Here is a 25,504-nt window from a genome sequence, read left to right as displayed (position 1 = left end):
TTTTTTGTTTTTACTCAGACTTTGCTGAACCTTTTTGGTAACGTAACTTGCCTGCAATCCATGTTTGCAGCACCTGAGTTTTGTAAAGCTGCTCAATAGGCACTTTAAAATAGTCTTGATCAACCAGAATAAAGTCAGCCCACTTACCTTGCTCTAAACTACCTACTTTAAACTCTTGATGCGCTGCATACGCGCCGCCAAGGGTAAATGCACGTAATGCATCTTCTCTGCTTAATACTTCACTGGCACGCCAACCGTTTTCAGGCAGTTGATTATGATCCATGCGGGTGATAGCTGAATATAAACCATCAAACGGGTTCGCCAGCTCTACGGGATAATCAGAACCGGCTGCAATAGTCGATCCCTGATCCAAGAACGTTTGCCAAGCATAAGCGCCTTGAAGTTGTTTATCAGTTAAGCGTTGCTCTGCCATATGCATGTCTGATGTGGCGTGCACCGGTTGCATTGATGGGATTATTTTCAGGGTTTTAAAGCGTGGAATGTCTGCGGGAGAAACTATTTGCGCATGTTCCATGCGGTTACGCAGCAGTATGCCACCGGTTTGCTTAAATACATTTTGATAGGCATCGAGCACAATTTTATTGGCTCTATCGCCAATGGCGTGGGTATTTGCGCTAAAACCGTTTTTAAAGGTGAGTGTAAATAATTGCTCTAATTTTTCTTGGGTTTCAAGCATCAGGCCAAAGTGGTTGGCTCTATCAGCGTATTCATCGATAAGCGCAGCACCGCGAGACCCTAATGCGCCATCGGCATAAATTTTCACACTGCGAATAGATAAAAAGTCGTGTGCATCTTGATAGCGACCCGCTTTAAGCATCATGTTTAAATCTGGGCTTGCTGCACTTAACATCGCTACAATTCTAAGCGGCAACGTACCTAGCTCGGCGCGTTGTTTATAAACTTGCCAAGTGGTTTTATCAATACCTGCATCATGAGTTGAGGTAATGCCTAGGCTTAGTAAGTGTTTACCTGCGGCATCTAATGCATTACTGACCGATTGTGCAGACGTTGCAGGCATATGCTGGGTAACCAAGGTTTCTGCTTTATCAATAAAAATACCGGTGGGTTTACCAAACTCATCTTTTATAATTTCTCCACCCGTAGGCGATAATGTATCAGCGTTAATATTGGCAAGTTCTAATGCTTTTGAATTAACCCAAATAGCGTGGCTATCTACTCGCGATAAAATAACAGGGCGATCGTTAACGACTTTGTCTAAATCAGCGGCTGTAGGAAAGCGGGTGTTTGACCATAGTTCTTGATTCCAGCCCCGACCAATGATCCAACCTTCTTTATCTTTAGCAAATTCGCTGAGCTTAGCGGTTATTTCATCTACCGACTTAGCACCGCGCACATCAAGTTGCGACAAGTTATTACCCAGTCCGATGACATGTCCATGCGCATCAATGAGCCCTGGGAGTAAAGTTTTACCGTCTGCGTCAATTAGGGTTGCGCCGGGAAAGCTATTTTTTAAGTTGTCTGGACCGGTTTTAACTACTTTGCCATCTTTTATGACTAAGGTTGTAAATGTGTTTACTTCGCCATGGCGCATTTTTCCTTTATACAAAGGTGAGTAGCCATTGGCATTATAAATGACTTTAGTTTGTGCTATTGCCACGCTAGATAAGCCGCAAAGGCTTACTAGCAATATCGGTTTTATTAGTTTTTTCAGTTGCATAAGAGACATGTTGTTATTTTTTGTACTATCACAGTAGCAAACTCAAATTTAGAATACCAATAGCATAATTTATTAATAGTCGAATAAGCCCAGCTTTTAGCTAGAGCAAGTAACAAGTTAAGGGTAAATAGGCTGTGGGTTAACAAGGAGAGGTTTAACTTTCTCAAGCTTGAGAAAGTTAACCAAGCTTCACTTGAGGGGGCTATTTATTTACTGGCGTACAAACTGTATTCGCTTAATGACAATTGTGCGTCTTTATCACGGTCGTAACTGCTAAAGCGTGACCATAAAGCAGGATCACTGGCGGCTTCAGAGCGAGTCAAAAAGCCATCCTGATTGCGGTCAAGTTTTTCAAACTTTTCGGCAATATAGCTGCTTGTCGCAAAACTCATACAGCTAAAAACAGAGAGTGTTAGTAAAATAATATGGCGGATAGGTTTCATCTAAATACTCAGTACAAGTTGGTGGTTAGGTAGTTTTTAAACTCAGTTAAAGAAATTCTGTTATCTTGATTTTCATCCCAATTTGAAAATGAGTTTAATAGCTGAGGCTGAGCAGCAAGCTCGCTAGGGGTTAAATACCCGTCATTATTTGTGTCTAAATGCTCAAAGCGTTGCTTTACATCAAGTGCGAATGCACTTTGGCTGATAAAAAGTAAAGCACCAATAAAAGGAAGCAGTACTCTCATAGTTGGCGTTCCAAGGTATATTTTAATTGCTGGCTGTAATGAAAGAAAGCACTTGCCATAATTTAACTCCCAACATTAAATCCGTTTACACACTCCCTCAGGGATTATGGCAAATGCTTTTAACTCTATACTACAAAACGAAACTTGAATCTAAGCTTAAAGTTTAAAGTTATCGAACTCTTTTTTAGAAATCATCTCGTTATTGTCTTTGTCTAAATCAGTAAACTGCTTGAGTAACTGTTTATCTTGTTTTGCTTCTGTGAGCGATATTTGGCCGTCCATATTTTTATCTAAATGCATAAAACGTACATTTAACGACGATGCCAATGCTGTTGCGCTAATTGCTAAAAATAGTAGTGAAAAAGCACCAATCAATTGTTTCATAAATATACTCCTTTATTTTATAAACTGTTTAAATTCATCAAACGATAATTGTCCGTCTTCATTTGTATCTATTTGTGTAAAATTCTCATGCAGTAATGCATCTTCGCCGGCCTCTGCTTCGCTTAATGTGCCGTTGCTGTCTTTATCTAAGCTGTAAAATGCTGTGTTCACATCAAGAGCAAATAAATGGCTACTCGTTAAACATAACGCTATTAATGCTGCAGATTTAGTCATTCCTTGGCCTTTAAAAATTAATATTTATAAGCGCATTACAATTATGGTGCCAGTTTTTATTTTCTTTAAAAATCATATGGTTAATTTTTTTGTGCGTTTTTAATGAGTAATATTTACCGACGGTTGTGTGTTTTATGCAACATTTTCTCAGTTAGGTTTTTTTATTGTTTTTAAATCAAGTGTTTAACTTGTCGCAATTTAGAGACGTTATGGCAATTTTATTCTCAAATAAGTACTTGGTTCAGCGAGTGTATAAGTTGAGCGCTTAATAATAGAGCGCTTAAAAGTAGTAAAGGATTAGTGTATGCCTGCAATCATGGCTGAAAAATATAAAGCATTGGTAAATTGGCGTCCTAATTTGATTGGCCAGTTTATAATGAGCATGCTGTTGTCACTATTGCCTTTGTCTATTGTAGTTATTGTTTTTTTAAATGTACTAAATAAACAATTAGCGGTCACGCAGCAAATTGTCAGTAATAACTACCAAGTGACTAAGTCATTTAATGCACTTAAGCAAGAGCTCAACAGTTTAGAAAGGGCAACAAGGCAAAACTGGGTTTTAAAAAGCGATTCACTCGATGAGCTTATCGTGGATAAATGGCAGTCATCGCTGGATAATATAAATGAGCTTAAACAGCTTTCTAGCAACCAAAAAAATACTCAACAATGGCAACGGTTAACAGATACGCTAAAAACAGCGCATACCAAACTGGTGGTTGAAGCTCGTCAGCAAGCAGAATTGTTTGTGCCAATTAGTGAAATACTGGCAGAGCTAACGGTATGGCTGCGCGAAACCAATGAAGCCAAAATCACTCAAAACCAAATTAAACTGACAAATTTACAAGCCTCCTTTATAAACTGGTTAGTAGCACTTACGCCTTTAACCTTATTTGTTGGGGGTGGGTTTTTATGGCGTATAAGTGGCCGTTTAAAAGGTTTAACCTCTGTTATTGATAAATTAGGCCAAGGAGATTGGCAGCAAAAAATATCAGTGCAGGGATCAGCTGAACTCATTGAACTAGGTAACAAGTTGCAGTGGGTGCAGGCGCAATTGCATATGCTAGAGCAGCAAAAAGATACGTTTTTACGCCATGTTACTCACGAGTTAAAAACGCCTTTGGCCTCCATGGTTGAGGGGACTGAATTATTAGCCGATGAAATTGTTGGGCCAATTAATAATGAGCAAAAAGCAGTGCTTGGGTTAATCAGTCAATCTATGGTGAGATTACGCACTATGATAGACAGCTTGTTAAGTTATAACGCGATTCGAACTAGTAAAGATAATGTTAGTGAAGTGGAATTTAACCAGCTAATAAAAAAGGTAAGTAATCATTTTGAACATAGGTTAAATGCACGAGAGCAGTCGCTTATTTGGCACAATAGCTTACCGACAGTTGCACTTAATTTACCGAGAGAATTAATTGAAATGATTTTAATTCAGTTAATCTCTAATGGTTTAAAGTTTTCCCAGTCAAATCAAGCAGTGTCGATTAGCTTAAGTTTAGAAAGTAATAGCTTAATTATACAGGTCGCTGATGAGGGCTGTGGTATTAAAGAGCATGAAAAAGCATATGTTTTTGGCGCTTTTTATCAAGGTAAACACAGTAAAGAGATTAGTCTTCAAGGCAGTGGTTTAGGCCTTACCATAGTAAAAGAGTCGGTTGAACAGTTACAGGGTAAGTTAACTATTGAGCATAATGAGCCGCAAGGCTGTCGATTTAACATTGTCATCCCCTATAAAAATAAAGGAGTTAAATAATATGTCTGCGCGTTTAATGGCTATTTTATGGCTAACCAGCAGTCTCGTTTTTTTATCTGGGTGTGAATTAACAAACACTCAAACACCAGCTAAACCTGAGCTAATAGCTCAAACTCAGCCCGATAATAAAAGCAACCAGCCCAATCCAAAGCCGCGGCCAAAACTAGATCTTATGTATCCGCCCGCAGCGCAAGTTATTGCATGGCATGCCCATCAGTGTGGTGGCTTTAAATTAACGCCTGACAATAAAACTTACTTAGGGGAGCAAGCACTGAAGGCATTTTTTAATACTGCATGCGTTAACCTTAGTCGCGACCCTGATACTGTTATGAGTCAATTACTTAAGCTAGATCAGGCGTACTATTGGCCAGATGATATAAAGCACTATTTATGGCTGCAAAAACAGCAGGTATTAATGCAAATAAATGCAAAAAAACAACAGCAAGCATTAAACGCTGAAATGCAAAAAACCTTATCGTCATTAGCTGCAATTGAACAGCAACTTTTATTACGTGAAGAAACCAAGGAGCAGTAGCTATGTCAGTCACACTTCCATCAAGCGCTAAAGTTTTACTCGTTGATGACGATGCCAGCTTGCTGCAGTTACTGGCAATTCGAATTCAATCAAAAGGTTATGAAGTAACAACCTGTGATAGTGGCATGAACGCCTTACAACTACTCAAAAGCCAAGTATTTGATGCGGTGATCACCGATTTAAGAATGGATGAAATGGATGGAATGGCACTGCACCGACAATTGCAAAGCCGCTACCCAGCACTACCTGTAATTATGATGACGGCTCATGGTTCAATTCCTGATGCGGTAGAGGCGACTAAGCAAGGCATATTTGCCTTTATTACTAAGCCAGTTGATAAAGACGAGCTATTCGATAGCTTAGCAAAAGCTATAGAAATACATGGAGTGAATAATGATGATATTACTCCGCAAAGCAATATTGTTACTCGCAGTGGCGCTATGTTGCATTTGCTAGAGCAAGTTAAATTACTAGGTCCTACTCAGGTAAATGTACTTATCTCTGGTGCCAGTGGTACAGGTAAAGAACTGCTCGCACAGGCAATTCATCAGCACAGCCATGTTAATGATGGCCCGTTTGTGGCTATTAACTGTGGTGCAGTCCCTGGTGAGTTATTAGAGTCGGAGTTATTTGGTCACAAAAAAGGCGCATTTACAGGGGCGGTAAAAGATCACCAAGGCCTGTTTCAGCAAGCGCAAGGGGGGACCTTATTTTTAGATGAAATTGGGGATATGCCGCTAAATTTACAAGTTAAGTTATTACGCGTGCTGCAAGAAAAAACCATTCGCCCAGTCGGTTTTCAAGAAGAAATTCCCATTAATGTGCGAATTGTTTCAGCGACCCATAAAAACCTGCCTGAAGCTATTAGCAATCAAGAGTTTAGAGAAGATTTATATTATCGTTTAAACGTAGTAAACCTCAAACTTCCTCCGCTGCGAGAGCGCCGTGAAGATATTAGCTTATTAGCTAACTTTTTTAGCGCCAATATTGCAAAACGTATGGAACAAAAAGAAAAACGTTTTGCAAACGATGCCATGCATGCACTGGTAAGATATGATTGGCCTGGTAATATTCGTCAATTACAAAATGTGGTGGAGCAGGTGGTTGCCTTAACACCAAGTGACGTTATATCTGAACATTTAGTGCTTAGTGCGTTAAATAGCAATGAAAATAACGTTGAGCCACTTTCGCTTAACGACGCTAAAAAAGAGTTTGAGCGAGATTACGTTATCAATACCCTGAAAATGGCAGGGGGTAATGTGGCCGAAGGTGCCAAGCTTGCCAAGCGTAATCGTTCTGATTTTTATAAGCTGATTAAAAAGCATGAAATTGACCTAGATAGTTTAGGGCCTGTTGACCTTTAAGGTTAAATTTGCAGCAGTCTGTTTGGTATTTAGGCAAGGCAGAGCCTATGTTGTGTGGTTATTCCCCATAAATAGGCGATAACGTAGCATCAATGCCAAACAGCGCTGCCCAAAGGGTTCTGCCAAGGGACGATTAACTCTTTGTTGCTCGGTTTTTACTTAGTCCACTAGGTTACAAACCTCGCGCCGCGATTAAATCGCCCCTTGTTTGAACAACTTTTAATCCGCAAGGGTCAACAGGCCCTAATGTAATTTTAAAAAAGGAAGTGAGCATGCAGTTATTTATGGTGTATTTAGGTGGACGTATTCAAGGCTGCCACATAGAAATGCACGATGTACGCTTTGTGGTAGGTCAAAACATTGAGCAAACTTATAGCAAGCTTAAAAGTCAGTGGGTAGGCGACAAAAATAGCGTACACATGGATAGCTACATGGCGGTTAATCACATTGATGGTTATAAAGTCGAGGTAGTTGATAGTTATGTAGAGCAAAATAAGCAGCTTTATTTTGTTAACTTAGGTGCTTACAGAAGCGACTCACTAGCAGAGCAACACGACTTTGCTTTGTATGTTGCCAGTAGTAGTGAAGAAGCAAAACAGCGCGCTAAAAATGATTTACTCGCAGGGCTTAGCCATCTACATAAAGATGATTTACATGATGTTGATGATTGCTTTGCTATAGATTTACTCGATAGCCAGCTTAATATTAAACTAACCCCAAGTGGTCAAGCACAAACAATTAAACCTGACTGGTTTGGTTATCATGTATTATAATAAATGAGGATTTATTAAGTTTATTAGGATGTTGTGTGAAAAAGTATGCGTTTATACTTTTGCTAGTTGGCTTAAGTGGCTGTAAATCACTGTCAGGTTTACCGCCCGTTGTTGATTTAAATAAACTGGTAAAGCAAGTAAAAAACGATCCTACTGACGTGGTTGCAATTCACAAGCAAGCACAAAAAACACACCGTTCTATTAAGGCACAGGTTGGTAGCGTAAAACAGCTTTTAGCCGCATTAGAAAGCGTTGTTGGGCGCAAGTGGGGTAAACAAAACACTCAGCAACCTAGTGCCAAAAAATACGTAAAATACAGTAATGATTACCAAGCTCGTGCCATTATTGATTTTGAGCAAGGCACTGTAAAAGTAGAAACCATCGCGTTAAAAAATACAATAAGCTTGTTACAGCAGGCTATTGTGATGACCTTACTGACTTCTAGCGATCCCGATAAAACCGATATTTTTACCAGCGAAGCGCCAATTTTAGAAGGCGAGCCGTTTTTATACCAACAAGTGCTCGATCAAGATAAGTTACCCATAAAATATAGCTGGCGTGCTAATCGATTTGCGCGTTATTTAGTGAGTAATCGCTTACAAAAAAGGCGTCAGTATGGGCATCTTATTTCGTCGGTTAGCTTTGATTTAGTAGAGCAAAATGCTCATTTAAGAAAGCAAAAGTACAGTGCTTATGTGCTGGCGGCTGCAAAAAAATATCAAATATCGGCAGCACTTATTTATGCCATTATTGAAACCGAAAGTAGCTTTAATCCACATGCGGTGAGCTCATCAAACGCCTATGGATTAATGCAAGTGATCCCCGCAACTGCAGGGCGGGATGTGTATCAAAAAATTAAAAAAGTACCTGGGCAGCCAACCAAAGCGGTGTTGTTTAATCCAAAACATAATATTGATATTGGCAGCGCGTATTTAAGTATTTTAAAAAATAATTACTTACATAAAATTAATACCGATAAAAGTAAGCACTTTGCAATGATCTCGTCTTATAACGGTGGGGCGGGTAATGTATTGCGTATATTTAATAAAAATAGAAGTGTGGCGTTTTCACAAATAAATCAGCTTACTTCAAGCCAGTTTTATAACATTCTCACCACTAAGCACTCACGTGCGGAATCAAGACGCTATTTATATAAAGTCACTAAAGCAGAAAAAAACTATCAGTAACTTATTTACTCATCATTTTCTTGTTGTTCACTTTTGGCTGCCATTTTAAAGGCTATTATTACTAAGCCAAACATAGCAAATGGAATTGCAGCTAACAAATACTCAACCAAATGGCTGTCTTGAAAATTAGCCTGTAGCAAGAAATGCCCTGCAACACACATAATAATAACCACCAAAAGGATGGGCAGTAACATAAGTTCTTTTTTTGCTGAGTGGTTTTTCATTCGCTGTTTAGGTATTAAAAAATAATGGGCTATTGTAATGAGCTTAATAAAGCTTGGCAAACAACACAGATTTTTTAATGACTATTAGGTATGATTAACATCAAAGAAAAGCTTAAAAGTAGTGGTTGGGAATAAAGTGCAACAGAGTTTAAAGCAAGTTTACCTAGTGGGTGGAGCAGTGCGAGATAAACTGCTAAACATACAATCAAAAGATAATGACTATGTTGTTATTGGTGAAACGCCAGAGACAATGGAAGCGCTCGGATTTTTACCCATTGGCAGCGATTTTCCAGTTTACTTACACCCAAACACTAAAGAAGAATATGCACTAGGGCGCACTGAGCGTAAAAGTGGTAAAGGTTATACCGGCTTTGTGGTGGATGCCAGCCCAAACGTAACCCTTGAAGAAGATTTAGCACGCCGAGATTTAACCATTAACTCTATGGCGCTAGACGAAAACGGCACTATTATTGATCCTTTTAATGGTCAAGCTGATTTAAAAAATAAAATACTGCGCCACACCACCCAAGCATTTGTAGAAGACCCTGTTCGGGTATTACGTATTGCTCGCTTTTTAGCCCGTTATGGTAGTGACTGGTCTATTCATCCAAGTACTACTGCATTAATGCATGAGCTTAAAAATAAAGGCGAGCTGGAACATTTAGTGCCTGAGCGAGTTTGGCTTGAAACAGAAAAAGCGCTTGGCGAAAAACACCCCGAGCTTTATTTTCAAGCATTAGATGGGTTAGGTATTTTTCCTGAAATAGAACAGATGAAAAACACCCCGCAGCCGGCAAATCATCATCCCGAGGGCGATGTGTTTGTCCATACTATGCTAGTGCTTAGACGAGCAGCCGATTTAGGCTTCAACCTAGAAACACGTTTTGCCGCTTTAACTCATGATTTTGGTAAAGCGCTAAGCTATAAAAAATGCGGTAATTTACGCGGCCATGAACGTGAAGGGGTTGCTGTAGTTGAGGCCTTTTGTGAACGTTTAAAAGTGCCTAATCGCTTTCGTGATATAGGCGTGCTTACCAGTGATAACCATACCCTTTGCCACACGCTTGAACAGTTAAGACCGCAAACTATTCATAAATTAATCGTCACTAATTTAAATGCACTAGTGCACCCAGAGCGTTTTATTGCCTTTACTCAAGCGTGCCAGTGTGATGCACAAGGGCGAGGCGAAACACTGGTGGATAAGCCCTATCCACAAGCCGCTAAATTACGTGCTATTCACAATGAACTACAAAAAATGGATAAAAAGCAGATAGTGCAAGACGCGCTTAAAAACGGCAAAAAAGGCCCCGAAATAGGCGAGACGGTCAAGCAGGCAGAAATAGACTGCATTAAAGCGTTTTTACAGCTTAATGGTTAACTTGTAAGATTTATGTAGTTAAGCACTACGAGCTAAAACCTCAGCTTGCATGGCTTGTTTATTACTTACCTTGGGGTTTTTAGTCGCGCCCTCTTGAGCATGGTTATTGGCTGCATTAGGACGATATAAATCGAAAATAAACTCTATTTCTTCGGGTTCTAGTAACTCTTTCATTTTGACTCCTCCTAGGTGAGTAGACTAAGGCTGAGCAAATGAATTAAAAGTGAATCGTTACACTTGAGTGTGTATTAAATTGTAACTGCAAAGCTTTAATACAAGGCGGCTTATAATTAAACCGCTTTTTGTTTAATTATTTAAAGGCAAGCTCACAGTAAACAGCACTCCATTACCTTGCTCATTATTGTGCGCCGTTACTGTGCCTTTGTGGTAATCACACACCAGCCTGACAATATAAAGTCCTAAACCTAAATGCGGTTGTTGCTGCATTTGCTGGCTGCGTATCGATACCATGGAATCAAAAATATGTTCAGTAAGCCCCTCAGGCAATAAAGTACCTGTATTACTTACCGTTAATGTTGCTTTGTTTTCGCTTTGCTTCAGGCTGACTTCAATTGCGGTGTTAGCTTCACTAAATTCCAAGGCATTATTAATTAGCTTATCGAGCAGTTGCGCTATAAATTCAGGGGCACCTTGCATTGGCAGTGTGCTTTGGCAAATGTTGAGTGTAAATAACTGGTTAGGATAAGTAAGCTGGTAGCCCTGCATACAGCCACTAATTACTTTTTGTAAATCAAACTGCTCTGGCTCATTACTTTGAATACTTTGCTCAAGGCGGGTAGCCTCGCTCATGGTGGTAATTATTTTTCCTAAGCGCTCAACCCCTTCGCTGGCACGTTCAAGGTATTTTTGACTCAGTTCACTTTGCTGCAAGCTTTGTAAGTTTTCAAGAGATGAACGGACAACCGCAACCGGTGTGCGCAGCTCGTGAGATAAGCGCGACGACATATTTTCTAAATAATCGGTATAGCCACCAAGTCGGCTCACTATATTTGAAAAGCTACGCGACAGGTCGCCAATTTCGTCATTGGCATCGCTGTAATTTATATGGCCCGTTACTCGTCCTTGCGCATCAATGGCTTGCTCTGCTGTATCTCGTAGTCGCCTAATACGGCTCGATATACGTGAGGCAAAAAAGAACAAAGTGACTGTGCCAATTAACATGACCGCTAAAATCACATTAAATAGTTTTTCCAGCGATTTATTACGCAGTGTACGCACGCCATTGGTGGTTTCTTCAGCTATAACTGCCCCAATAACCTTATCCTCGATCCAAATAGGATACGCAGCCGATAATATTACCGCTTTGTTATCGGGAGTGAGTCGCCAAGACGAGGCCGGTTGACCTTTCAGTGCTTTGGCTAAATGAGCGCCTTGCATTGAAGCTACATCGTGTAAGGTATCTATAAATTCATCTTCAGGACGCGTTAAAATTTTATAATACAAAGGATGTAAATAGGCTTGTTCAAAGCGCTGCCACGCAGTTTTTGGCGCTTGATTTTTTAGCCCATCGGCCCATACGCCATCGGCATTTTGAATACTGCCCGATTGCGCTAATACACGGTGATGATTATCGACCACCCATATGCGACTGCCGCTGTGGCCCATGCCTTTTAATATACGGTTTATCTCAGGGGAGGGCACCAGTACCGAGCCTAAATCATTCGGGTTATTTAAGTTCGATGTAGACATAATACTAGGGGGTTGGTTTGGTTGTTTACTATCAACATCGGCAATGGCAAATCCTAGTTTATTGCCAAGCATACTCAAAGGAAAGCGCAGCTCAAGGTTGTAACCTGTGTTTGTACGTTTAAAGAAACCCTGAATTTTAGTAAAAGGCATTTTACTACTGGCATCAAATGCGTTGACCCAGCCATCTTGGCGCGGAGCAATAATATAAGTATTAAATTGCCCATCAGGGTTTTTTAGGCCAATTTTTACATAGTCATTATTGGTAATGCTGAGGCTGTTTTTAGCACGGTAAATTACAGTGTCATCTGTGACTTTAAATACAGCATATAAGTAATTATCAAACTTACCTACCATGTGGCTAAATGATAAATCGCTGAGTTGGTGGTTATCATTGGCTGTTTGTAAGTAGCGTTTGTCATACAGCCAAAACAGCGATTGGTAAGCGTCCCAGTCGCTGAGTTTACCATCGAGCTGAATTGGGCTTTTTAAATTATAAGCATAGAGATCGCGGCCTTTTACAACTTGGTCTAAAAAGTTGGTTTGTTCGTCAAATAAAGCGGGGCGTTCATGCAAGGCCGTGGCGAGTGCGCGTGTAGTGCCTACCAACGTTTTTTCTTGGCCTTGGCGTAAAAACTTTTCCATTTCCCATACATATTCGTAGCCTAACCATGGCAACAAAAACAAAAAGCACGAAAGTAGGATAAATTTACTGCGTAGGCCAAATCTCAGCATGTGGGTTGCTCCCACCTATAGCCCATGCCATACACGGTATCTATACAGTCAAACTGGCTATCGAGAGCTATAAACTTTTTACGAATACGTTTTACATGCGAGGTAATGGTGCTGTCGTCTACATAAATTTTAGCATCGCTCATTAACTCATTACGGCTTTTAACGTGGCCAGGTCGTTGGGCGAGTGAGTGCAGCATCCAAAACTCAGTCACGGTTAAATCAACCAACTGTTGCTGCCAAAGCACCTGCATGCGTTGCGTGTCGAGTGTTAGTTGGCCACGAGTTATTAATGCATTAGCATCGGCAGGCTGCTCTAATGCTTCCATACGGCGAAATAGCGCACCAATACGCGCGGCTAAATGCGCTAAGCTAATATCTTTGGTTAAGTAGTCATCGGCGCCCATGCGCAGACCGCATACGGTGTCTATTTCGCTGTCGCGAGCGGTTAAAAAAATAATTGGTAAGGTTTTAGAAAGTGAACGCAGTGTTTGGCACAGTAAAAAGCCGCCATCTATTTCATGGCCTAAGCCAATATCAACAATGGCTAAATCGGGGAGTGCTTCTTTAAAAGCTACTTCTGCTTGAGGGCGGCTTTCATAACCACTTACCTGATAGCCTTGAGCGCTCAGCATTTCTATGTAGTTTTCGCGAATGGCAGTTTCATCTTCAACGATAGCTATTTTCTTCATTTTTTAATTACTCATATTGACTTAGGCGCACTATAGCGAAGTTTTTGCGCTAAGTACGGTTAAAAACACAATTGCCATTTTTTTGCCACAATTGCTCAGCAGTTTGCCATTTTTACTCCCCTTTATTGCCACTTCATGGTGTTTTAATAAAGTTATTGAAATTACCAATACAACGCAAGTGCCAACCAATAGCTTGCCAATCATTATTAATAGTAAGGAATAGACCATGAAGAAAACATTAATCGCACTCACACTTGTTAGCACTTTTTGTACGCCAGTATTTGCTGCGGATACCCCATCAAAAGAAGCAAAAAAAGAAACAATTGTTGGCCTGAGCACCGGTGCCATTATTGGTGGTGTTGTTGGTGGGCCAATCGGCGCGTTTGTAGGCGCATTTGCTGGTGGTTTGATTGGCGATGCCAAGGTGGCTGAGCAAACCATTGCTGAGCAGCAGCAAGCTTTAACTGTAATGGCAGAGAAAACCAACGACTACCAGCACGTAATTAATCATAACAGTCACCTAGAGGCGCAACTTGAACTACTGGCGCAACAAAATGAGCAACTAACCCAATCACAACTTAATAATTTATTGGCGATGACAGTGCAATTTAAAACAGGCTCTAGCGATATTGCTCCTCATTTTGCCAAGCAGCTTGATCAATTGGTAGCGTTATTAAAAAGCCAACCGCAACTCGCACTCGATTTAAGTGGCTTTGCCGATCAGCGCGGTGCAGAGCAAGCAAATTTATTACTTTCAAAAGCCAGAGTAAACGCCGTACAAAGTTACTTAATTAAACAGGGGGTTAGCCATACACGTTTAAGCGCACAAGCGTTTGGCGAGCAGCAAAGCATAGCAAATAGTAACACCCTTGAAGATAACTTTTTTGATAGACGCGTTACCCTCACCACCCGTGCGCTTAATCAAACAACTGATCAAACAGCAAGCAATTAATCGCAAGGCGTTCGATGGAGTGATTTATGTTGAGTAAACCCACCAAAGTGCTTACCAAGGTAAGCCTTTTTATTTTTATTATCATCGTGCTTTTAGCCAGCTTTAAAAGCCATGCACAGTCGCCAAAACTATCCTTGTTTGATAGCCAAGGAGTGGCGGTTAACCCTGGGGTTATTTTAAAAAGCGATGCAAAAATGACCCTAACAGGGCTAATTAATCGTGTTGTAGTAACGCAGCACTACATAAATGAAAACCCTTTTGCCGTAAATGCACGTTATGTATTTCCTTTACCCGATGAAAGCGCCGTGCAAGCAATGACCATGCGCATTGGCGAGCGAGTTATTAAAGGTAAAATAGCAAAAAAACGCCAAGCTGAAAAACAGTACCAAGCTGCCAAAAAAGCAGGCAAACAAGCTTCATTGCTGCGACAGCAGCGTGCAAATATGTTTATTACAAATGTGGCAAATGTAGGGCCAGGAGAAGAAATAGTTATAACGCTTGAGTATCAAGAGATTATTGATTACCAACACGGAATCTTTGCGATTCATTTTCCAACTACAATTACGCCACGCTATCATGCAATAACAGGGGAAGTTAACGATGAACAAGATACACATGCGATAAAAAGCGCTAATGCACCTTCGTTCACTCCACAGGGTTGGTTAAGCCCTGTTTACACAAAACAAACCAATGAGGCGGCAAATGCCAGCGATTTAAGCTTAACAATTAACATGGATATAGGCTTAGAATTGGTTGATATAAACGCTAAGTACCATCAAGTTAATATTGAAAACCCTGCATTTGGGCAATACAGCATTGTGCTAAAACCACAGCAAGCCATAAATAGAGATTTTGTACTTGAGTTTAAGCCACTACAAATAGCACAAGCGCAAGCTGCACTTTTTACTCAGCAAGCACAAAATGGTGAGCAGTATGCGTTAGCAATGTTAATGCCGCCAAGCGATAGTTTTATTCAATCTCAGCGTTTACCGCGTGAAATGGTGTTTGTAGTTGATACCTCGGGATCTATGCATGGGCAGTCTATTGAACAAGCTAAAAAAGCGCTGTTTTACGCATTATCATTATTAGATAGTGATGATAGCTTCAATATTGTCAGTTTTAATAATGAGGTTGCAGCCATGAGTGAGACCCCATTAATTGCCAGTGACTTCAATTTACGTCGCGCAGAGCGTTTTATTTATAACTTACAAGCCGATGGCGGAACTGAAATAAAAGGCGCACTTGATGCGGTACTTGATGGTACGCAGTTTGAAGGGTTTGTACGCCAAGTTGTATTTTTAACCGATGGTAGCGTAAGTAACGAAGATCGGTTATTTAAACATATTGCGCATACCTTAGGTGATAGCCGTTTATTTACCGTGGGCATTGGTAGCGCGCCTAACCGTTATTTTATGCGTCGTGCCGCTGATATAGGCAAGGGAACTTACACCTTTATAAGCAGTGCTCATGATGTGCAGCCGAAAATGCAGCAGTTGTTTGATAAACTTGCTCACCCGGCTATGACTAATTTAGCGTTAACAAATACAAATGGAGACAGCTTAGATTTTTGGCCCTCACCTTTGCCTGACCTATATTTTGCTGAGCCCATTATGGTGGCTATTAAATTAGACACTACCGATACAATTACTTTTACGGGGCAAACTGCGCATGGGGAGTTTAAGGTTAAGCTTAATCCGCAAGCAAGTTCAAAAGCCACAGGAATTGATAAGCTTTGGGCACGTCAAAAAATAAAGTCGTTATTGTTATACAACCAACAAAGTGTTGTAAAACAGCAAGTGCAGCAGCTCGCGCTTGAGCATCAATTACTTAGCCCATTTACTGCGTTTATTGCCATAGAAGAGACGACCATAAAAGAAGTTGCTAAACAAAGCACACAAGTGGCTAATACTATGCCACAAGGAATGACCATGCGCTTGCCGCAAACAGATGGGCAAAGCAAAATGCATATTGTGTTTGGAGCATTACTACTTCTAGGTGGTCTTTTGTTAGTAAGGCGCTGTAAATGAAAAAATGGCTAAGCATAGGTTTACTTGCCTTAGGTTTGAGCTTGTTTGGCCATGGTGTATACATGCAGGCAAAGGCGTGGCTTGCACAAGTGTTAATAGAGCAAGCTTGGCAAACAACCCTTAAATCGCCCAATAAAAAAATTAAGCCGTGGTTTTATGCTGATAGCTACCCGGTGGCACAAATAATATGGCCAAAGCATAATAAACGACTAACCGTGCTTGATGGTGCAAGTGGTAGAAACTTAGCGTTTGCGCCGAGCCACTTTTTACCAGCTGGGGAGTTAGGTGGGGCTGATTTTGGTAACTCGCAAGGAGCACTTATTGCTGGCCACAACGATACCCACTTTGCGTTTTTAAAAAACGCTAAAGTGGGGGAACAATTTTCTCTACAACTTAAAAATGGCCAAGTACAGCATTATTCAGTAACACACGTTGAGGTAATTCATCAGCACAACACCGATTTTTTGCATCAATTAGGGTTGTATTTATTAACCTGTTACCCTTTTGATTCACTGGCCTCGGGTACCGATTTAAGATGGTTAGTGTCGGCAGAAATATCCTCACCCGAAGTTGAGTTAGGAATATCGACCACCAGCTCTTGATGGCGTTGACTAATCATTACGCCTATAAACACTACAAATATGCTGATCCACTGGCCAAGTGTCAGTACTTCGTTAAGGATAATGGCTGACAAAATTAAAGTGAAAATTGGAATTAAATTAGAGTAAGCCGCTGCGGTTAACACCGACACTTTACTAATTGCGTAGTTGTACATACCGTACCCACCCAAAGTAACACAAGAGCCTAAGTACAAAATGCTCATTAGTGCGGTTAAATCGTGTTGGTTTTCGCTGGGTAGGTCAATAAACAATAAAAACGGAGCAAAAAATAAACTACCACTCACGCCTTGCAGAGCAATCAATGTGAGTGGGGAGTAGCGGTTAGCTAAATGCTTTATACACACGGTATAAAATGCCGCGCACACCATGGCCATTAATTCTAAAAAATTCCCCAGTAACGGGTTTGGTGCTTGGCTTGAACTCGGTGAGAGCAAGGTCAGTAAAATACTGCCGCCAATACACAGCGTAAAACCCACCACAATAGCTTTACTAATATGCTCTTTGAGCATGAAAAATGCTAAAAATGCCACGATAATGGGTAAACAAGAAACAATCACCCCCGCCTGAGATGCAGAGGTATATTCCATTGCGTGGCCTTCAAATAAAAAGTACAAGCAAGGCTCTGCCAGCGACATGCCTAATAAGTATTTCCAATCGCCTTTTAAATATTCAAAACGAATTACGTAACGCCATAAACATAACGAAATCAGTAAAGTGGTGAGCATACGTAAAAATATCACCAAGGCCGGATCATAAATCGCAATCGCGTATTTAAGTGCAATAAAGGAGCTACCCCACAAAAAGGTGGCAATAATTAAACATAAACTGGCAGGCATAAGGCGGAATTTAAACGGTTGAATATAGTGCGATCCTAGCACGCAGAGGGGGTGATTGAATATTTTTTACTTGTTCAAAAATACCGAACTGGTATAAATAAATGCATCATTTATTGCGCAAAGTAAAAAACATGCAAAGGGATCAGGTCGTAGTTGTAAAGCTAGGTACAAGCGTACTCACTGGCGGTACCGATAAGTTAGACAAAGCACATATGGTGGAACTTGTTCGCCAATGCTGTGAGCTAAAAAAGCAAGGTCATCACGTTATTTTGGTATCAAGCGGTGCGGTTGCCGCAGGTCGCGAACAGCTATTAAAACCCTGTGGGCGCACATTAATAGACAAACAAATGTTGGCCGCCATTGGACAGGGGCAACTCATTCATATTTGGCAAAGTTTATTTGCGTTATATGGCGTTAACGTCGGGCAAATGCTACTAACGCGCGCGGATGTTGACGACAGAGAGCGTTATTTAAATGCCCGCGATACCCTCAATGCCTTATTAAACTATGATGTTGTGCCGATCATTAATGAAAACGACGCAGTTGCTACTAGCGAAATAAAAGTAGGTGACAACGATAACTTGTCGGCATTGGTGGCTATTTTAGCCAATGCCGATAAATTGCTGCTACTGACCGACCAACAAGGGTTATTTACCAGCGATCCGCGCACCGACATTAACGCCACCTTGATTGACGAAGTTACTCATATTAATGATGAGTTACGCCAACTAGCGGGTGGCAGTGGTACAAACCTAGGCACAGGGGGTATGGCAACCAAACTGCAGGCAGCAGATATTGCCAGAAGAGCTGGGGTTGAGGTGATTATTGCCAAAGGCGCTGATGAAAACGTGATTTTAAAATGCATGAGCGAGCAACTACCAGGCACTCGCTTTTTAAAACTTACCGCTCCTAAAGATGGCCGAAAAAAATGGTTATTGGCAGGGCCTAAAAGTAGTGGCCAAATTTTAATTGATGCCGGTGCGGTGCATGCATTGCAATCTAAAGGGGCTAGTTTACTTGCTAAGGGCATTACGCGTGCAATAGGTGAATTTGAACGTGGAGATTTAATTAACTTAATTGATGTAAACCAGCAAATTATTGCACGGGGGTTAACTCGCTTTAGTCATCTTGAAATCGATAAAATAAAAGGCGCACACTCTAATCAAATCAGCCATTTACTTGATTACGATAGCGGCGTGGAAGTGCTACACAGAGATGATATGGTGGTGTTGTAATTAAGCACTTTTTTAACGATATAGCGCAACGTATAATCCGCTTATAGTGTTGCGCTTTTTTGTGTTAAAATCTTGCACCTTAAATTTGTTGTAAAGAGTATTGAAGATGAAATTAGTTCGCTGGGTTTTAGGTTGTATCATCTTATTTTTTAATTTTGTTTTTACGCCGCGTAGCAAAAAACGTGATCCGCAAGAGCAAACTAAGCTTGATCAGCAAACCGCACAATTTAAGCTCTATCAATTCAAAGCATGCCCTTTTTGTGTAAAAGTGCGCCGTTCAATTAAGCGTGAAGGCTTAAAAATTGAAACACGCGATGCAAAAAATGATGAGCAATACCGCCAAGAGCTATTAGAGCAAGGCGGAAAAGTTAAAGTACCTTGTTTACGTATTGAGCAAGATGGCCAAGTAAAATGGCTTTATGAATCAAACGATATTATTGCTTACTTAAACAAAGTAGCCGCTTAAAATATTTATTGGTATTTCATACCATCTCACTTATTAAAAGAGACATTACCATGACAATTCGTACCCGTGTTGCTCCGTCGCCAACTGGTGACCCGCATCTTGGCACCGCTTACATTGCCTTATTTAACTACTGTTTTGCTAAACAGCAAGGCGGTGAATTTGTACTTCGTATTGAAGATACTGACCAAGTTCGCAGCACACCTGAATCTGAACAAGCCATCATGGATAGCTTACGCTGGTTAGGCCTTGAGTGGGATCATGGTCCTGATGTAGGTGGTGAGTTTGGTCCATACCGTCAATCTGAGCGCAGTGATTTATATAAAAAATACGCTCATCAGTTAGTTGAAGACGGCAAAGCATTCTACTGTTTCGCAACCAGCGAAGAACTGGACCAAATGCGTGAAGAACAAATGGCCGAAGGTCTGCGTCCTAAATACGATGGTCGTGGCTTAAACCATACAGAAGACGAAATTAAAGCAAACCTAGCTGCTGGTAAACCGTACGTTATACGTATGAAAATCCCAAGCGAAGGTACCTTTAAGTTTAACGATTACCTACGCGACGAAATTGAGATCCCGTGGGAAAACGTAGACATGCAAGTGCTATTAAAAGCGGATGGTTTTCCAACGTACTTTTTAGCTAACGTGGTGGATGATCACCATATGCAAATTAGCCACATTTTCCGTGGTGAAGAGTGGATAAACTCAGCGCCTAAGCTATTAAAACTGTATGAAGATTTTGGTTGGGAAGCACCGGTACTAGGTCACTTACCATTATTGCGTAATCCAGATAAATCAAAACTGTCTAAGCGTAAAAACCCAACGTCTATTAATTACTACAAAGAAATGGGTTACTTACCAGAAGCGGTACTAAACTACTTAGGCCGTATGGGTTGGTCAATGCCTGATGAGCGTGAAAAGTTCACCCTTAATGAAATGATTGAACATTTTGACATGAAGCGTGTATCGCTTGGTGGTCCAGTATTCGACGTAGACAAGTTAAGCTGGTTAAACGGTATGTGGATCCGCGAAAACTTAACTGATGCAGAGCTAATGCAGCGTTTTGTTGACTGGAAATTTAATGGCGACATGCTGGCTAAAGTATTACCAGAAGCTAAAACGCGTATAAATACGCTCTCTGACATGGTTGATTTAGCAGGGCACTTTGTAGGCGGCATCCCTACTTACGACCCAGCGCTATTAACAGCCGGTAAAGCTGACGAAGATGTTATTCGCCAAGCGCTGCAGTTTTTTGTATGGCAGCTAGAAGGCTTACGTAGCTTTGAAAAACCAGCTATTTTTGCAATTGCAAAAGAAGTCGCCACCTTCCACGAGCTTAAAATTAAAGATTTCTTAGAGCCTATATTTGTGGCTATTACCGGCAAAACATCATCAACTTCGGTATTAGATGCAATGGAGATTTTAGGGTCTGACCTATCGCGTGCACGTTTACGTGTCGCGCTTGCCCATTTAGGTATTTCTAAAAAGCAGGCTAAAAAGATAGAACGCGCATACCGCGATTACCCAAGTGCGTAATCGTGTATACAGATTTAAAAGCCGCTTAATTTAAGCGGCTTTTTTGTGCCTGTAATTCTAAGATGGAGTTGCCAGCATAGGGTAAGTAAATAGGAAAAAGTGAAACACGTTAACGAGCCAATGACATAAAATGGCCCATTCTAATCGGCTAGTTTTATAGTAAATATAGCCATAACCAAAACCTGCAACGGCCGCCACAAGCATATAATGAGTACCCGCTGAAAAGTGTGCTAGCGAAAATACACAAGTACTGATCACCGGTGCCAGTAATGCAAACCTGCCCGGGGTTATTAGTTTTGAAAGCTTAGTTTGTATTATTCCTCTAAATAATGCCTCTTCTGCAACGCAGGTAAAAAGTAGGTTGATGGCTATAAATAGCAACCAAAATTCAGGTACTTTTGGTGCAAATTCAACAAGGTTCAACGTTAAAGCAGTTATAAGCGCCGCTAAAATAGTGATAATTATGATTAAAGCAGGGTAGCCGATAGTTACTGGCTTTGCCGTTTTATTTTTTTCAAAAACATAAGCGGCCAGCATTAAACCCGCTAATGCTTTATCGAAATTAGCATATAGGGTAAATGCAATTGCGTTACTGGTGACTTGTTCATTAACAACAATAGGCAGGTTATTAAAACCCGCAAACCAATGTAAGGCTAACCCGAGTGAGGCTGTTATAAATAAAGACGTTAGAACATTACGTTTTAACGCTGAGGTTGCCAATAGCGTAAAGTGAAACAATCCTACATAAACAGCTATAACAGCAACCGCGTTTAAATTTATATATTCTTGATAATAGGCAGTAATAACACTTAGCAGCAATAAGTATTGCCATAATGGTTGGCGAAATACAGTGAGTTTACACTGTGGGAAAACACATAAAATAGCGGCAGCTAAAAAGTAAAAAGTCATTGGCAAATACAGCTTGTTGTTTGATAGGGGAAATGAGAGAAAACGAATTATATAGCGTTATAGTCTCAATTAGATAATTTTGAGCTATTAATAATTATAGGCTTGTCCGGTACAAATAACGGCTAAATCACAATTGTAGCGAGATACTGATTGGCATTGCTCTAGTGTAAATGCATTGCCACCTAAATAAAGCACATCGTTTTTAAGGGATTCTATAGCTTGTGATTTCAAGCGGTTATAGCTAATTGAGAATGTTTGCGTATCATCTGAAACATCGCAGCTTTCGCCTTTTATTCCACCAAGGGGGCTTGCACCTCTATCGAGAGCGTCCTGAACACTGTAAAATTGCTCTAGACCACGTTTTTTAATGTGGCTTGAAACGTGTTCTGATAAAACCTCGTCGTCGATATTGGTTGTGTAAGTAATGTTATTACAGCCAGTTAATAATGAAACCGCGCATATTAATAAAGAAAAATACTTCATTAGTTAATCCCTTAAACTCGTATTTGCCTAATTTACTTAGTTAATTAGCGAGTTGCAAATTATCATTTTTCGCCTTTATTAAACAGATTCGACCTCTCAAGATTTTTTTTCTGGTAGTATAGCTAGGTTATAAGCAGTTTAAGCAGTGAACACACTATGTTAAGTCCTTACTATCAGCAGCATGCTGATTATGTTTCAATTTCTCGTGAGCAAGGTTGTCGCTTTGCTAAATGTGTAGCCGACGACTACAACCCGCTTCATGATAAAGACGCTAAAAAGTTTTGCGCACCAGGAGACTTACTTTTTTCTCTAGTGTTAGACCGCTATGGCATTAGTGAGCGAATGGAGTTTACCTTTGCCGGTATGGTTGATGAAAATACCAAACTAAATTTTCCAGAACAACCTGGAGAAGAGTTTGATGTAAACCATGGCGAAAAAGTAATTTTAAAGGTTAAGCGCGACGGTAAAACCAGCAAATGCCCAACACTTACAAATAGTTTAATAAAAAATTATGTTGAGTTCTCAGGTGCTGCGTTCCCGCATGTAATTATTCCTTTAATGGGCAAGCAAGAGGTAATGATAAACCCTGCGCGCCCTATGATTATTTATGAATCAATGATCATTAACCTTAATAACATTGATATTAAATCACCGACCCTAGAGTTTGCAGAGCCAAGTTTTGAATACGCTGGTAAACGCGGCAAAATAACCTTGCGCTTTAATTTACTCGAAAACGGCGAAAAGGTGGGTTTTGGTGAAAAACACATGGTGGTGTCGGGCATTCGTGAATATTGCCAAGCAACCGTTGATGATTTAATTGCATTTTATAATGAGCGTAAAGCCACATTAAAACCGGCTTAAATACTTCATTTTACTTAGGCGCTATTTAGCGCCTTTTTTATTACTTAAGCTCAGGTATAATAGCGTTCTTTGTTATTTTAAAGCCAAGCTTATGTCTGCCACATCGTTCTCATCACTAGCCCTTGACCCGTTACTATTAACGGCAATAGAGCAAAATAATTACACTACGCCTACCGCCATTCAGCACAAAACGATACCGCCAATTTTAGCGGGCAAAGACGTTATGGGCAGCGCTCAAACTGGTACTGGTAAAACAGCCGCGTTTGTTTTGCCGCTATTACATAAGCTTTTAAATTCCGCTAAAAAAGACGAACCAGGCATTGCCCGTGTGGTTATTTTAACGCCTACTAGGGAGCTTGCTCAGCAAGTATTTGCAAGCTTTGAAAAATACGCACAAGGTACAGATATAAAAGGTGCACTTGCCTATGGTGGCGCAAGCATTGGCCCACAAATCAAAGCACTTAAAACAGCGCAAGTAATAGTGGCAACGCCAGGGCGCTTACTTGATCATATAGTGAAGGGCAGTGTGGTGCTTTCAAGCGTGGACTCTTTAGTATTTGATGAAGCAGACCGTATGCTGGATATGGGTTTTATTGACGAAATTAAACGAATACTGCGCCACATTCCAGGCGATCGTCAAACCTTACTGTTTTCCGCGACCTTTGATGACAGTGTTTTTGAGCTAAGTAAAAAATTGCTCAAAGACCCTGAGCTTATTGAAGTTGATAAGCGCAACTCTGCTGCTGTAGAGGTTGAACAAGTTATTTACGCAGTAGATGAAGACAGAAAGCGCGAGCTGGTATCGCACATGATTGGCATGAAAAACTGGCGCCAAGTGCTTATATTCACCCGCACTAAACAAATGGCCGATAAGCTTGCTAAAGAAATGTGTAAAGATGGCTTAAAAACCGAATCTATTCATGGTGATAAATCACAAGGTGCTCGCGACCGCGCTCTTCATAACTTCAAAGAAGGCAGTACGCGTGTATTAGTAGCCACCGATGTAGCGGCGCGCGGTTTAGACATACCGGCACTTAAATACGTAATTAACTTTGAATTGCCATACATAGCTGAAGATTATGTGCATCGTATTGGCCGTACAGGGCGTGCTGGCGAGCAAGGTTTAGCGATGTCATTAGTGAGCTTAGATGAGCAGTGGCTACTTGAAGAAATTGAAGTACTGCTTGATACTCGCTTAACACCACAATGGCTTGAAGGCTATGAACCCGACTTAAATAAGCCATCAAAAGATAACCGCAAAAACACTAACAAAGCGCGTAAAGATCGCGATAAAAAACGTATTACAGGACAAAGAGCACCAAATAGAAGACGTAAATAAAAGCGTTTAGTTTTTAGCTATCAGCTATCAGCTTTCAGTAAAAAAGAGCCCAACACGGCGTTAAATTTAGCGCCGTGGTTAGTTGCATCTTCTTAATTCACTACCTCTCCCTGTTAGTTCTTTTTAGCACACAGCTTAAGTGTTAAGTCATTGTGTTGTTTACATGTAATCAATAAAGTGTAATTATTTTGTCGAGAATAAAATCAGGTGATTGAAGCGAAAAATATAAAAAAGGAAGTGAAATTGGATTATCTCAATTGGTTGAAAAAGGAATACGCTGAGCTAGGTAATGTGTCAGACGAAACTATTAATGCTCATATAAACTCAGCAAAAATGGACTCTCAGCTATTTAGGGAGTTTATCAAAGTCTTAGGATTTTTAATTTTTGTGGTTCCATTCAATTTGTATCTATCTATTTCAGGGGTGGTCACTTTTAATAGTATTTACTATTGGCTTATTGTGATCTTTTCGAGTTTTATTGGGGTTTTTGTTGCATTGTATTACGAGCAAACCTTAATTAAAAAACAGCTAAAAAAAACAATCCGCGATAAACACAGTAATAAAATATAAATTTAAAAAGAAATTGACCGGCGAATTACATTATAAAAATAAAAAGGCAAGCCATATAGGTGTAGTAGCTCATATCTGATCTTACAGCTAAGGAGAATTAGTTTAGATTTCACCTGACAAGCAGCTATGAGCGGTAACCGGAAACTGAAAAAGTTAAATTTATTCCTGTGTTTTGAGTAGAAATCTAATTTTGTCCGATAACATTATTAAACGCCGTTTTGGGGCAAAATAACATGCTTAATTCCTAGCTGTTTTAATTACTTGTTTACAAAGGTAATTATTGGTGAAATTATCATGGTATGTAATATAGGCCGT

Annotated in this window: 27 protein-coding genes; 15 read left to right on the top strand and 12 right to left on the bottom strand. The window is 40.4% G+C overall.

The genetic code is table 11. From position 1 onward, the window contains the following. Window positions 1-10: 10 nt before the first annotated feature. From BW139_RS01095 to BW139_RS01075, 5 genes are all read right to left on the bottom strand, one after another. On the bottom strand, window positions 11-1,699 hold the full coding sequence (locus tag BW139_RS01095; protein ID WP_076918371.1) for an amidohydrolase: 1,689 nt from the start codon (window positions 1,697-1,699) through the stop codon (window positions 11-13). Window positions 1,700-1,905: 206 nt separating this feature from the next. Further along, complete coding sequence (locus BW139_RS01090; RefSeq protein ID WP_076918370.1) at window positions 1,906-2,142, bottom strand: calcium-binding protein; 237 nt, start codon at window positions 2,140-2,142, stop codon at window positions 1,906-1,908. 8 nt (window positions 2,143-2,150) lie between these two features. Beyond that, window positions 2,151-2,387, bottom strand: a complete 237-nt coding sequence (locus BW139_RS01085) for an EF-hand domain-containing protein (protein ID WP_076918369.1) — start codon at window positions 2,385-2,387, stop codon at window positions 2,151-2,153. Window positions 2,388-2,543: 156 nt separating this feature from the next. After that, the gene (locus BW139_RS01080; protein WP_076918368.1) at window positions 2,544-2,771 is read right to left on the bottom strand and encodes a hypothetical protein; all 228 of its coding nucleotides are present in this window, start codon (window positions 2,769-2,771) and stop codon (window positions 2,544-2,546) included. A gap of 12 nt (window positions 2,772-2,783) precedes the next feature. Further along, complete coding sequence (locus tag BW139_RS01075) at window positions 2,784-3,005, bottom strand: EF-hand domain-containing protein (RefSeq protein ID WP_076918367.1); 222 nt, start codon at window positions 3,003-3,005, stop codon at window positions 2,784-2,786. Between the two features lie 304 nt (window positions 3,006-3,309). Here BW139_RS01075 and BW139_RS01070 point away from each other — a divergent pair, with 304 nt between their 5' ends. The 5 genes from BW139_RS01070 (at window position 3,310) to BW139_RS01050 (ending at window position 8,623) form a co-directional block, all read left to right on the top strand. Continuing rightward, the gene (locus BW139_RS01070) at window positions 3,310-4,764 is read left to right on the top strand and encodes a HAMP domain-containing sensor histidine kinase (protein WP_076918366.1); all 1,455 of its coding nucleotides are present in this window, start codon (window positions 3,310-3,312) and stop codon (window positions 4,762-4,764) included. 1 nt (window position 4,765) lies between these two features. After that, window positions 4,766-5,299 carry a hypothetical protein gene (locus BW139_RS01065; protein WP_054201834.1) on the top strand — a complete coding sequence of 178 codons (534 nt, stop codon included), beginning with the start codon at window positions 4,766-4,768 and terminating at the stop codon, window positions 5,297-5,299. Window positions 5,300-5,301: 2 nt separating this feature from the next. After that, window positions 5,302-6,663, top strand: a complete 1,362-nt coding sequence (locus BW139_RS01060; protein ID WP_076918365.1) for a sigma 54-interacting transcriptional regulator — start codon at window positions 5,302-5,304, stop codon at window positions 6,661-6,663. Window positions 6,664-6,935: 272 nt separating this feature from the next. After that, window positions 6,936-7,436, top strand: a complete 501-nt coding sequence (locus BW139_RS01055) for a DUF1543 domain-containing protein (RefSeq protein ID WP_010387662.1) — start codon at window positions 6,936-6,938, stop codon at window positions 7,434-7,436. A 35-nt stretch (window positions 7,437-7,471) separates the two neighbouring features. Continuing rightward, the gene (locus BW139_RS01050) at window positions 7,472-8,623 is read left to right on the top strand and encodes a murein transglycosylase domain-containing protein (RefSeq protein ID WP_076918364.1); all 1,152 of its coding nucleotides are present in this window, start codon (window positions 7,472-7,474) and stop codon (window positions 8,621-8,623) included. 5 nt (window positions 8,624-8,628) lie between these two features. Here BW139_RS01050 and BW139_RS01045 read toward each other — a convergent pair whose 3' ends face one another. Continuing rightward, complete coding sequence (locus BW139_RS01045) at window positions 8,629-8,847, bottom strand: hypothetical protein (protein ID WP_076918363.1); 219 nt, start codon at window positions 8,845-8,847, stop codon at window positions 8,629-8,631. Between the two features lie 136 nt (window positions 8,848-8,983). On the opposite strand from BW139_RS01045, the gene BW139_RS01040 reads away from it, so the two are divergent. Next, the gene (locus BW139_RS01040) at window positions 8,984-10,225 is read left to right on the top strand and encodes a multifunctional CCA addition/repair protein (protein WP_076918468.1); all 1,242 of its coding nucleotides are present in this window, start codon (window positions 8,984-8,986) and stop codon (window positions 10,223-10,225) included. An 18-nt stretch (window positions 10,226-10,243) separates the two neighbouring features. Here BW139_RS01040 and BW139_RS18465 read toward each other — a convergent pair whose 3' ends face one another. The 3 genes from BW139_RS18465 to pdsR form a co-directional block, all read right to left on the bottom strand. After that, entirely contained in the window at window positions 10,244-10,399 is a 156-nt protein-coding gene (locus BW139_RS18465) for a hypothetical protein (protein WP_175611387.1), read from the bottom strand. 132 nt (window positions 10,400-10,531) lie between these two features. Next, window positions 10,532-12,667 carry a proteobacterial dedicated sortase system histidine kinase gene (gene pdsS, locus BW139_RS01035; protein ID WP_076918362.1) on the bottom strand — a complete coding sequence of 712 codons (2,136 nt, stop codon included), beginning with the start codon at window positions 12,665-12,667 and terminating at the stop codon, window positions 10,532-10,534. Then, window positions 12,661-13,356 (bottom strand): proteobacterial dedicated sortase system response regulator, encoded by a 696-nt coding sequence (pdsR, locus tag BW139_RS01030; protein WP_076918361.1) that lies wholly within the window; start codon window positions 13,354-13,356, stop codon window positions 12,661-12,663. The genes pdsS and pdsR overlap by 7 nt, the downstream gene beginning before the upstream one ends. A gap of 226 nt (window positions 13,357-13,582) precedes the next feature. On the opposite strand from pdsR, the gene pdsO reads away from it, so the two are divergent. From pdsO to BW139_RS01015, 3 genes are read left to right on the top strand one after another with little or no spacing between them, the layout of a single operon-like run. Continuing rightward, the gene (gene pdsO / locus BW139_RS01025) at window positions 13,583-14,308 is read left to right on the top strand and encodes a sortase-associated OmpA-like protein PdsO (protein ID WP_076918360.1); all 726 of its coding nucleotides are present in this window, start codon (window positions 13,583-13,585) and stop codon (window positions 14,306-14,308) included. A gap of 26 nt (window positions 14,309-14,334) precedes the next feature. Beyond that, window positions 14,335-16,335 carry a marine proteobacterial sortase target protein gene (locus BW139_RS01020; protein WP_076918359.1) on the top strand — a complete coding sequence of 667 codons (2,001 nt, stop codon included), beginning with the start codon at window positions 14,335-14,337 and terminating at the stop codon, window positions 16,333-16,335. Then, a complete protein-coding gene (locus tag BW139_RS01015) occupies window positions 16,332-16,937 on the top strand; it encodes a class GN sortase (protein ID WP_076918358.1) in 606 nt (201 codons plus the stop codon). The genes BW139_RS01020 and BW139_RS01015 overlap by 4 nt, the downstream gene beginning before the upstream one ends. Here BW139_RS01015 and BW139_RS01010 read toward each other — a convergent pair. Then, window positions 16,832-17,791, bottom strand: coding sequence for a DMT family transporter (locus tag BW139_RS01010; RefSeq protein ID WP_033102849.1), 960 nt, complete (start codon window positions 17,789-17,791; stop codon window positions 16,832-16,834). The two genes, BW139_RS01015 and BW139_RS01010, sit on opposite strands and share 106 nt — an antisense overlap. Window positions 17,792-17,922: 131 nt before the next feature. On the opposite strand from BW139_RS01010, the gene proB reads away from it, so the two are divergent. The 3 genes from proB (at window position 17,923) to gltX (ending at window position 21,027) form a co-directional block, all read left to right on the top strand. After that, window positions 17,923-19,026 carry a glutamate 5-kinase gene (gene proB / locus BW139_RS01005; protein WP_054201823.1) on the top strand — a complete coding sequence of 368 codons (1,104 nt, stop codon included), beginning with the start codon at window positions 17,923-17,925 and terminating at the stop codon, window positions 19,024-19,026. Between the two features lie 106 nt (window positions 19,027-19,132). Then, window positions 19,133-19,492, top strand: coding sequence for a glutathione S-transferase N-terminal domain-containing protein (locus BW139_RS01000; protein WP_008111110.1), 360 nt, complete (start codon window positions 19,133-19,135; stop codon window positions 19,490-19,492). A gap of 50 nt (window positions 19,493-19,542) precedes the next feature. Continuing rightward, entirely contained in the window at window positions 19,543-21,027 is a 1,485-nt protein-coding gene (gene gltX, locus BW139_RS00995; protein WP_008111109.1) for a glutamate--tRNA ligase, read from the top strand. A gap of 57 nt (window positions 21,028-21,084) precedes the next feature. Here the strand turns inward: gltX and BW139_RS00990 are convergent, their stop codons facing one another. Continuing rightward, window positions 21,085-21,936, bottom strand: a complete 852-nt coding sequence (locus tag BW139_RS00990; RefSeq protein ID WP_076918357.1) for a CPBP family intramembrane glutamic endopeptidase — start codon at window positions 21,934-21,936, stop codon at window positions 21,085-21,087. 87 nt (window positions 21,937-22,023) lie between these two features. Further along, window positions 22,024-22,419 (bottom strand): hypothetical protein, encoded by a 396-nt coding sequence (locus BW139_RS00985; protein ID WP_076918356.1) that lies wholly within the window; start codon window positions 22,417-22,419, stop codon window positions 22,024-22,026. A gap of 156 nt (window positions 22,420-22,575) precedes the next feature. On the opposite strand from BW139_RS00985, the gene BW139_RS00980 reads away from it, so the two are divergent. From BW139_RS00980 to BW139_RS00970, 3 genes are all read left to right on the top strand, one after another. After that, window positions 22,576-23,280, top strand: a complete 705-nt coding sequence (locus BW139_RS00980) for a DUF3581 domain-containing protein (RefSeq protein ID WP_076918355.1) — start codon at window positions 22,576-22,578, stop codon at window positions 23,278-23,280. Window positions 23,281-23,371: 91 nt separating this feature from the next. Then, window positions 23,372-24,619, top strand: a complete 1,248-nt coding sequence (locus tag BW139_RS00975; RefSeq protein WP_076918354.1) for a DEAD/DEAH box helicase — start codon at window positions 23,372-23,374, stop codon at window positions 24,617-24,619. A gap of 207 nt (window positions 24,620-24,826) precedes the next feature. Continuing rightward, the gene (locus BW139_RS00970; RefSeq protein ID WP_254844934.1) at window positions 24,827-25,189 is read left to right on the top strand and encodes a hypothetical protein; all 363 of its coding nucleotides are present in this window, start codon (window positions 24,827-24,829) and stop codon (window positions 25,187-25,189) included. Window positions 25,190-25,504 lie beyond the last annotated feature (315 nt).

Source organism: Pseudoalteromonas sp. SK18 (genome assembly GCF_001974855.1).
Taxonomy (GTDB): domain Bacteria; phylum Pseudomonadota; class Gammaproteobacteria; order Enterobacterales; family Alteromonadaceae; genus Pseudoalteromonas.
This window is presented reverse-complemented; position numbering and strand designations above follow the sequence as displayed.

Excerpts from the sequence above, each read along its gene's own strand:
- BW139_RS01045 (WP_076918363.1), bottom strand. The coding sequence starts at position 8,847 with ATGAAAAACCACTCAGCAAAAAAAGAACTTATGTTACTGCCCATCCTT.
- BW139_RS00985 (WP_076918356.1), bottom strand. The coding sequence starts at position 22,419 with ATGAAGTATTTTTCTTTATTAATATGCGCGGTTTCATTATTAACTGGC.
- pdsR (WP_076918361.1), bottom strand. The coding sequence starts at position 13,356 with ATGAAGAAAATAGCTATCGTTGAAGATGAAACTGCCATTCGCGAAAAC.
- gltX (WP_008111109.1), top strand. The coding sequence starts at position 19,543 with ATGACAATTCGTACCCGTGTTGCTCCGTCGCCAACTGGTGACCCGCAT.
- BW139_RS01075 (WP_076918367.1), bottom strand. The coding sequence starts at position 3,005 with ATGACTAAATCTGCAGCATTAATAGCGTTATGTTTAACGAGTAGCCAT.
- BW139_RS01070 (WP_076918366.1), top strand. The coding sequence starts at position 3,310 with ATGCCTGCAATCATGGCTGAAAAATATAAAGCATTGGTAAATTGGCGT.
- proB (WP_054201823.1), top strand. The coding sequence starts at position 17,923 with ATGCAAAGGGATCAGGTCGTAGTTGTAAAGCTAGGTACAAGCGTACTC.
- BW139_RS01015 (WP_076918358.1), top strand. The coding sequence starts at position 16,332 with ATGAAAAAATGGCTAAGCATAGGTTTACTTGCCTTAGGTTTGAGCTTG.
- BW139_RS01090 (WP_076918370.1), bottom strand. The coding sequence starts at position 2,142 with ATGAAACCTATCCGCCATATTATTTTACTAACACTCTCTGTTTTTAGC.
- BW139_RS18465 (WP_175611387.1), bottom strand. The coding sequence starts at position 10,399 with ATGAAAGAGTTACTAGAACCCGAAGAAATAGAGTTTATTTTCGATTTA.
- BW139_RS01095 (WP_076918371.1), bottom strand. The coding sequence starts at position 1,699 with ATGCAACTGAAAAAACTAATAAAACCGATATTGCTAGTAAGCCTTTGC.
- BW139_RS00990 (WP_076918357.1), bottom strand. The coding sequence starts at position 21,936 with ATGACTTTTTACTTTTTAGCTGCCGCTATTTTATGTGTTTTCCCACAG.
- pdsO (WP_076918360.1), top strand. The coding sequence starts at position 13,583 with ATGAAGAAAACATTAATCGCACTCACACTTGTTAGCACTTTTTGTACG.
- BW139_RS00975 (WP_076918354.1), top strand. The coding sequence starts at position 23,372 with ATGTCTGCCACATCGTTCTCATCACTAGCCCTTGACCCGTTACTATTA.
- BW139_RS01000 (WP_008111110.1), top strand. The coding sequence starts at position 19,133 with ATGAAATTAGTTCGCTGGGTTTTAGGTTGTATCATCTTATTTTTTAAT.
- BW139_RS01080 (WP_076918368.1), bottom strand. The coding sequence starts at position 2,771 with ATGAAACAATTGATTGGTGCTTTTTCACTACTATTTTTAGCAATTAGC.
- BW139_RS01065 (WP_054201834.1), top strand. The coding sequence starts at position 4,766 with ATGTCTGCGCGTTTAATGGCTATTTTATGGCTAACCAGCAGTCTCGTT.
- BW139_RS01020 (WP_076918359.1), top strand. The coding sequence starts at position 14,335 with ATGTTGAGTAAACCCACCAAAGTGCTTACCAAGGTAAGCCTTTTTATT.
- BW139_RS00980 (WP_076918355.1), top strand. The coding sequence starts at position 22,576 with ATGTTAAGTCCTTACTATCAGCAGCATGCTGATTATGTTTCAATTTCT.
- pdsS (WP_076918362.1), bottom strand. The coding sequence starts at position 12,667 with ATGCTGAGATTTGGCCTACGCAGTAAATTTATCCTACTTTCGTGCTTT.
- BW139_RS01085 (WP_076918369.1), bottom strand. The coding sequence starts at position 2,387 with ATGAGAGTACTGCTTCCTTTTATTGGTGCTTTACTTTTTATCAGCCAA.
- BW139_RS01055 (WP_010387662.1), top strand. The coding sequence starts at position 6,936 with ATGCAGTTATTTATGGTGTATTTAGGTGGACGTATTCAAGGCTGCCAC.
- BW139_RS01060 (WP_076918365.1), top strand. The coding sequence starts at position 5,302 with ATGTCAGTCACACTTCCATCAAGCGCTAAAGTTTTACTCGTTGATGAC.
- BW139_RS01010 (WP_033102849.1), bottom strand. The coding sequence starts at position 17,791 with ATGCCTGCCAGTTTATGTTTAATTATTGCCACCTTTTTGTGGGGTAGC.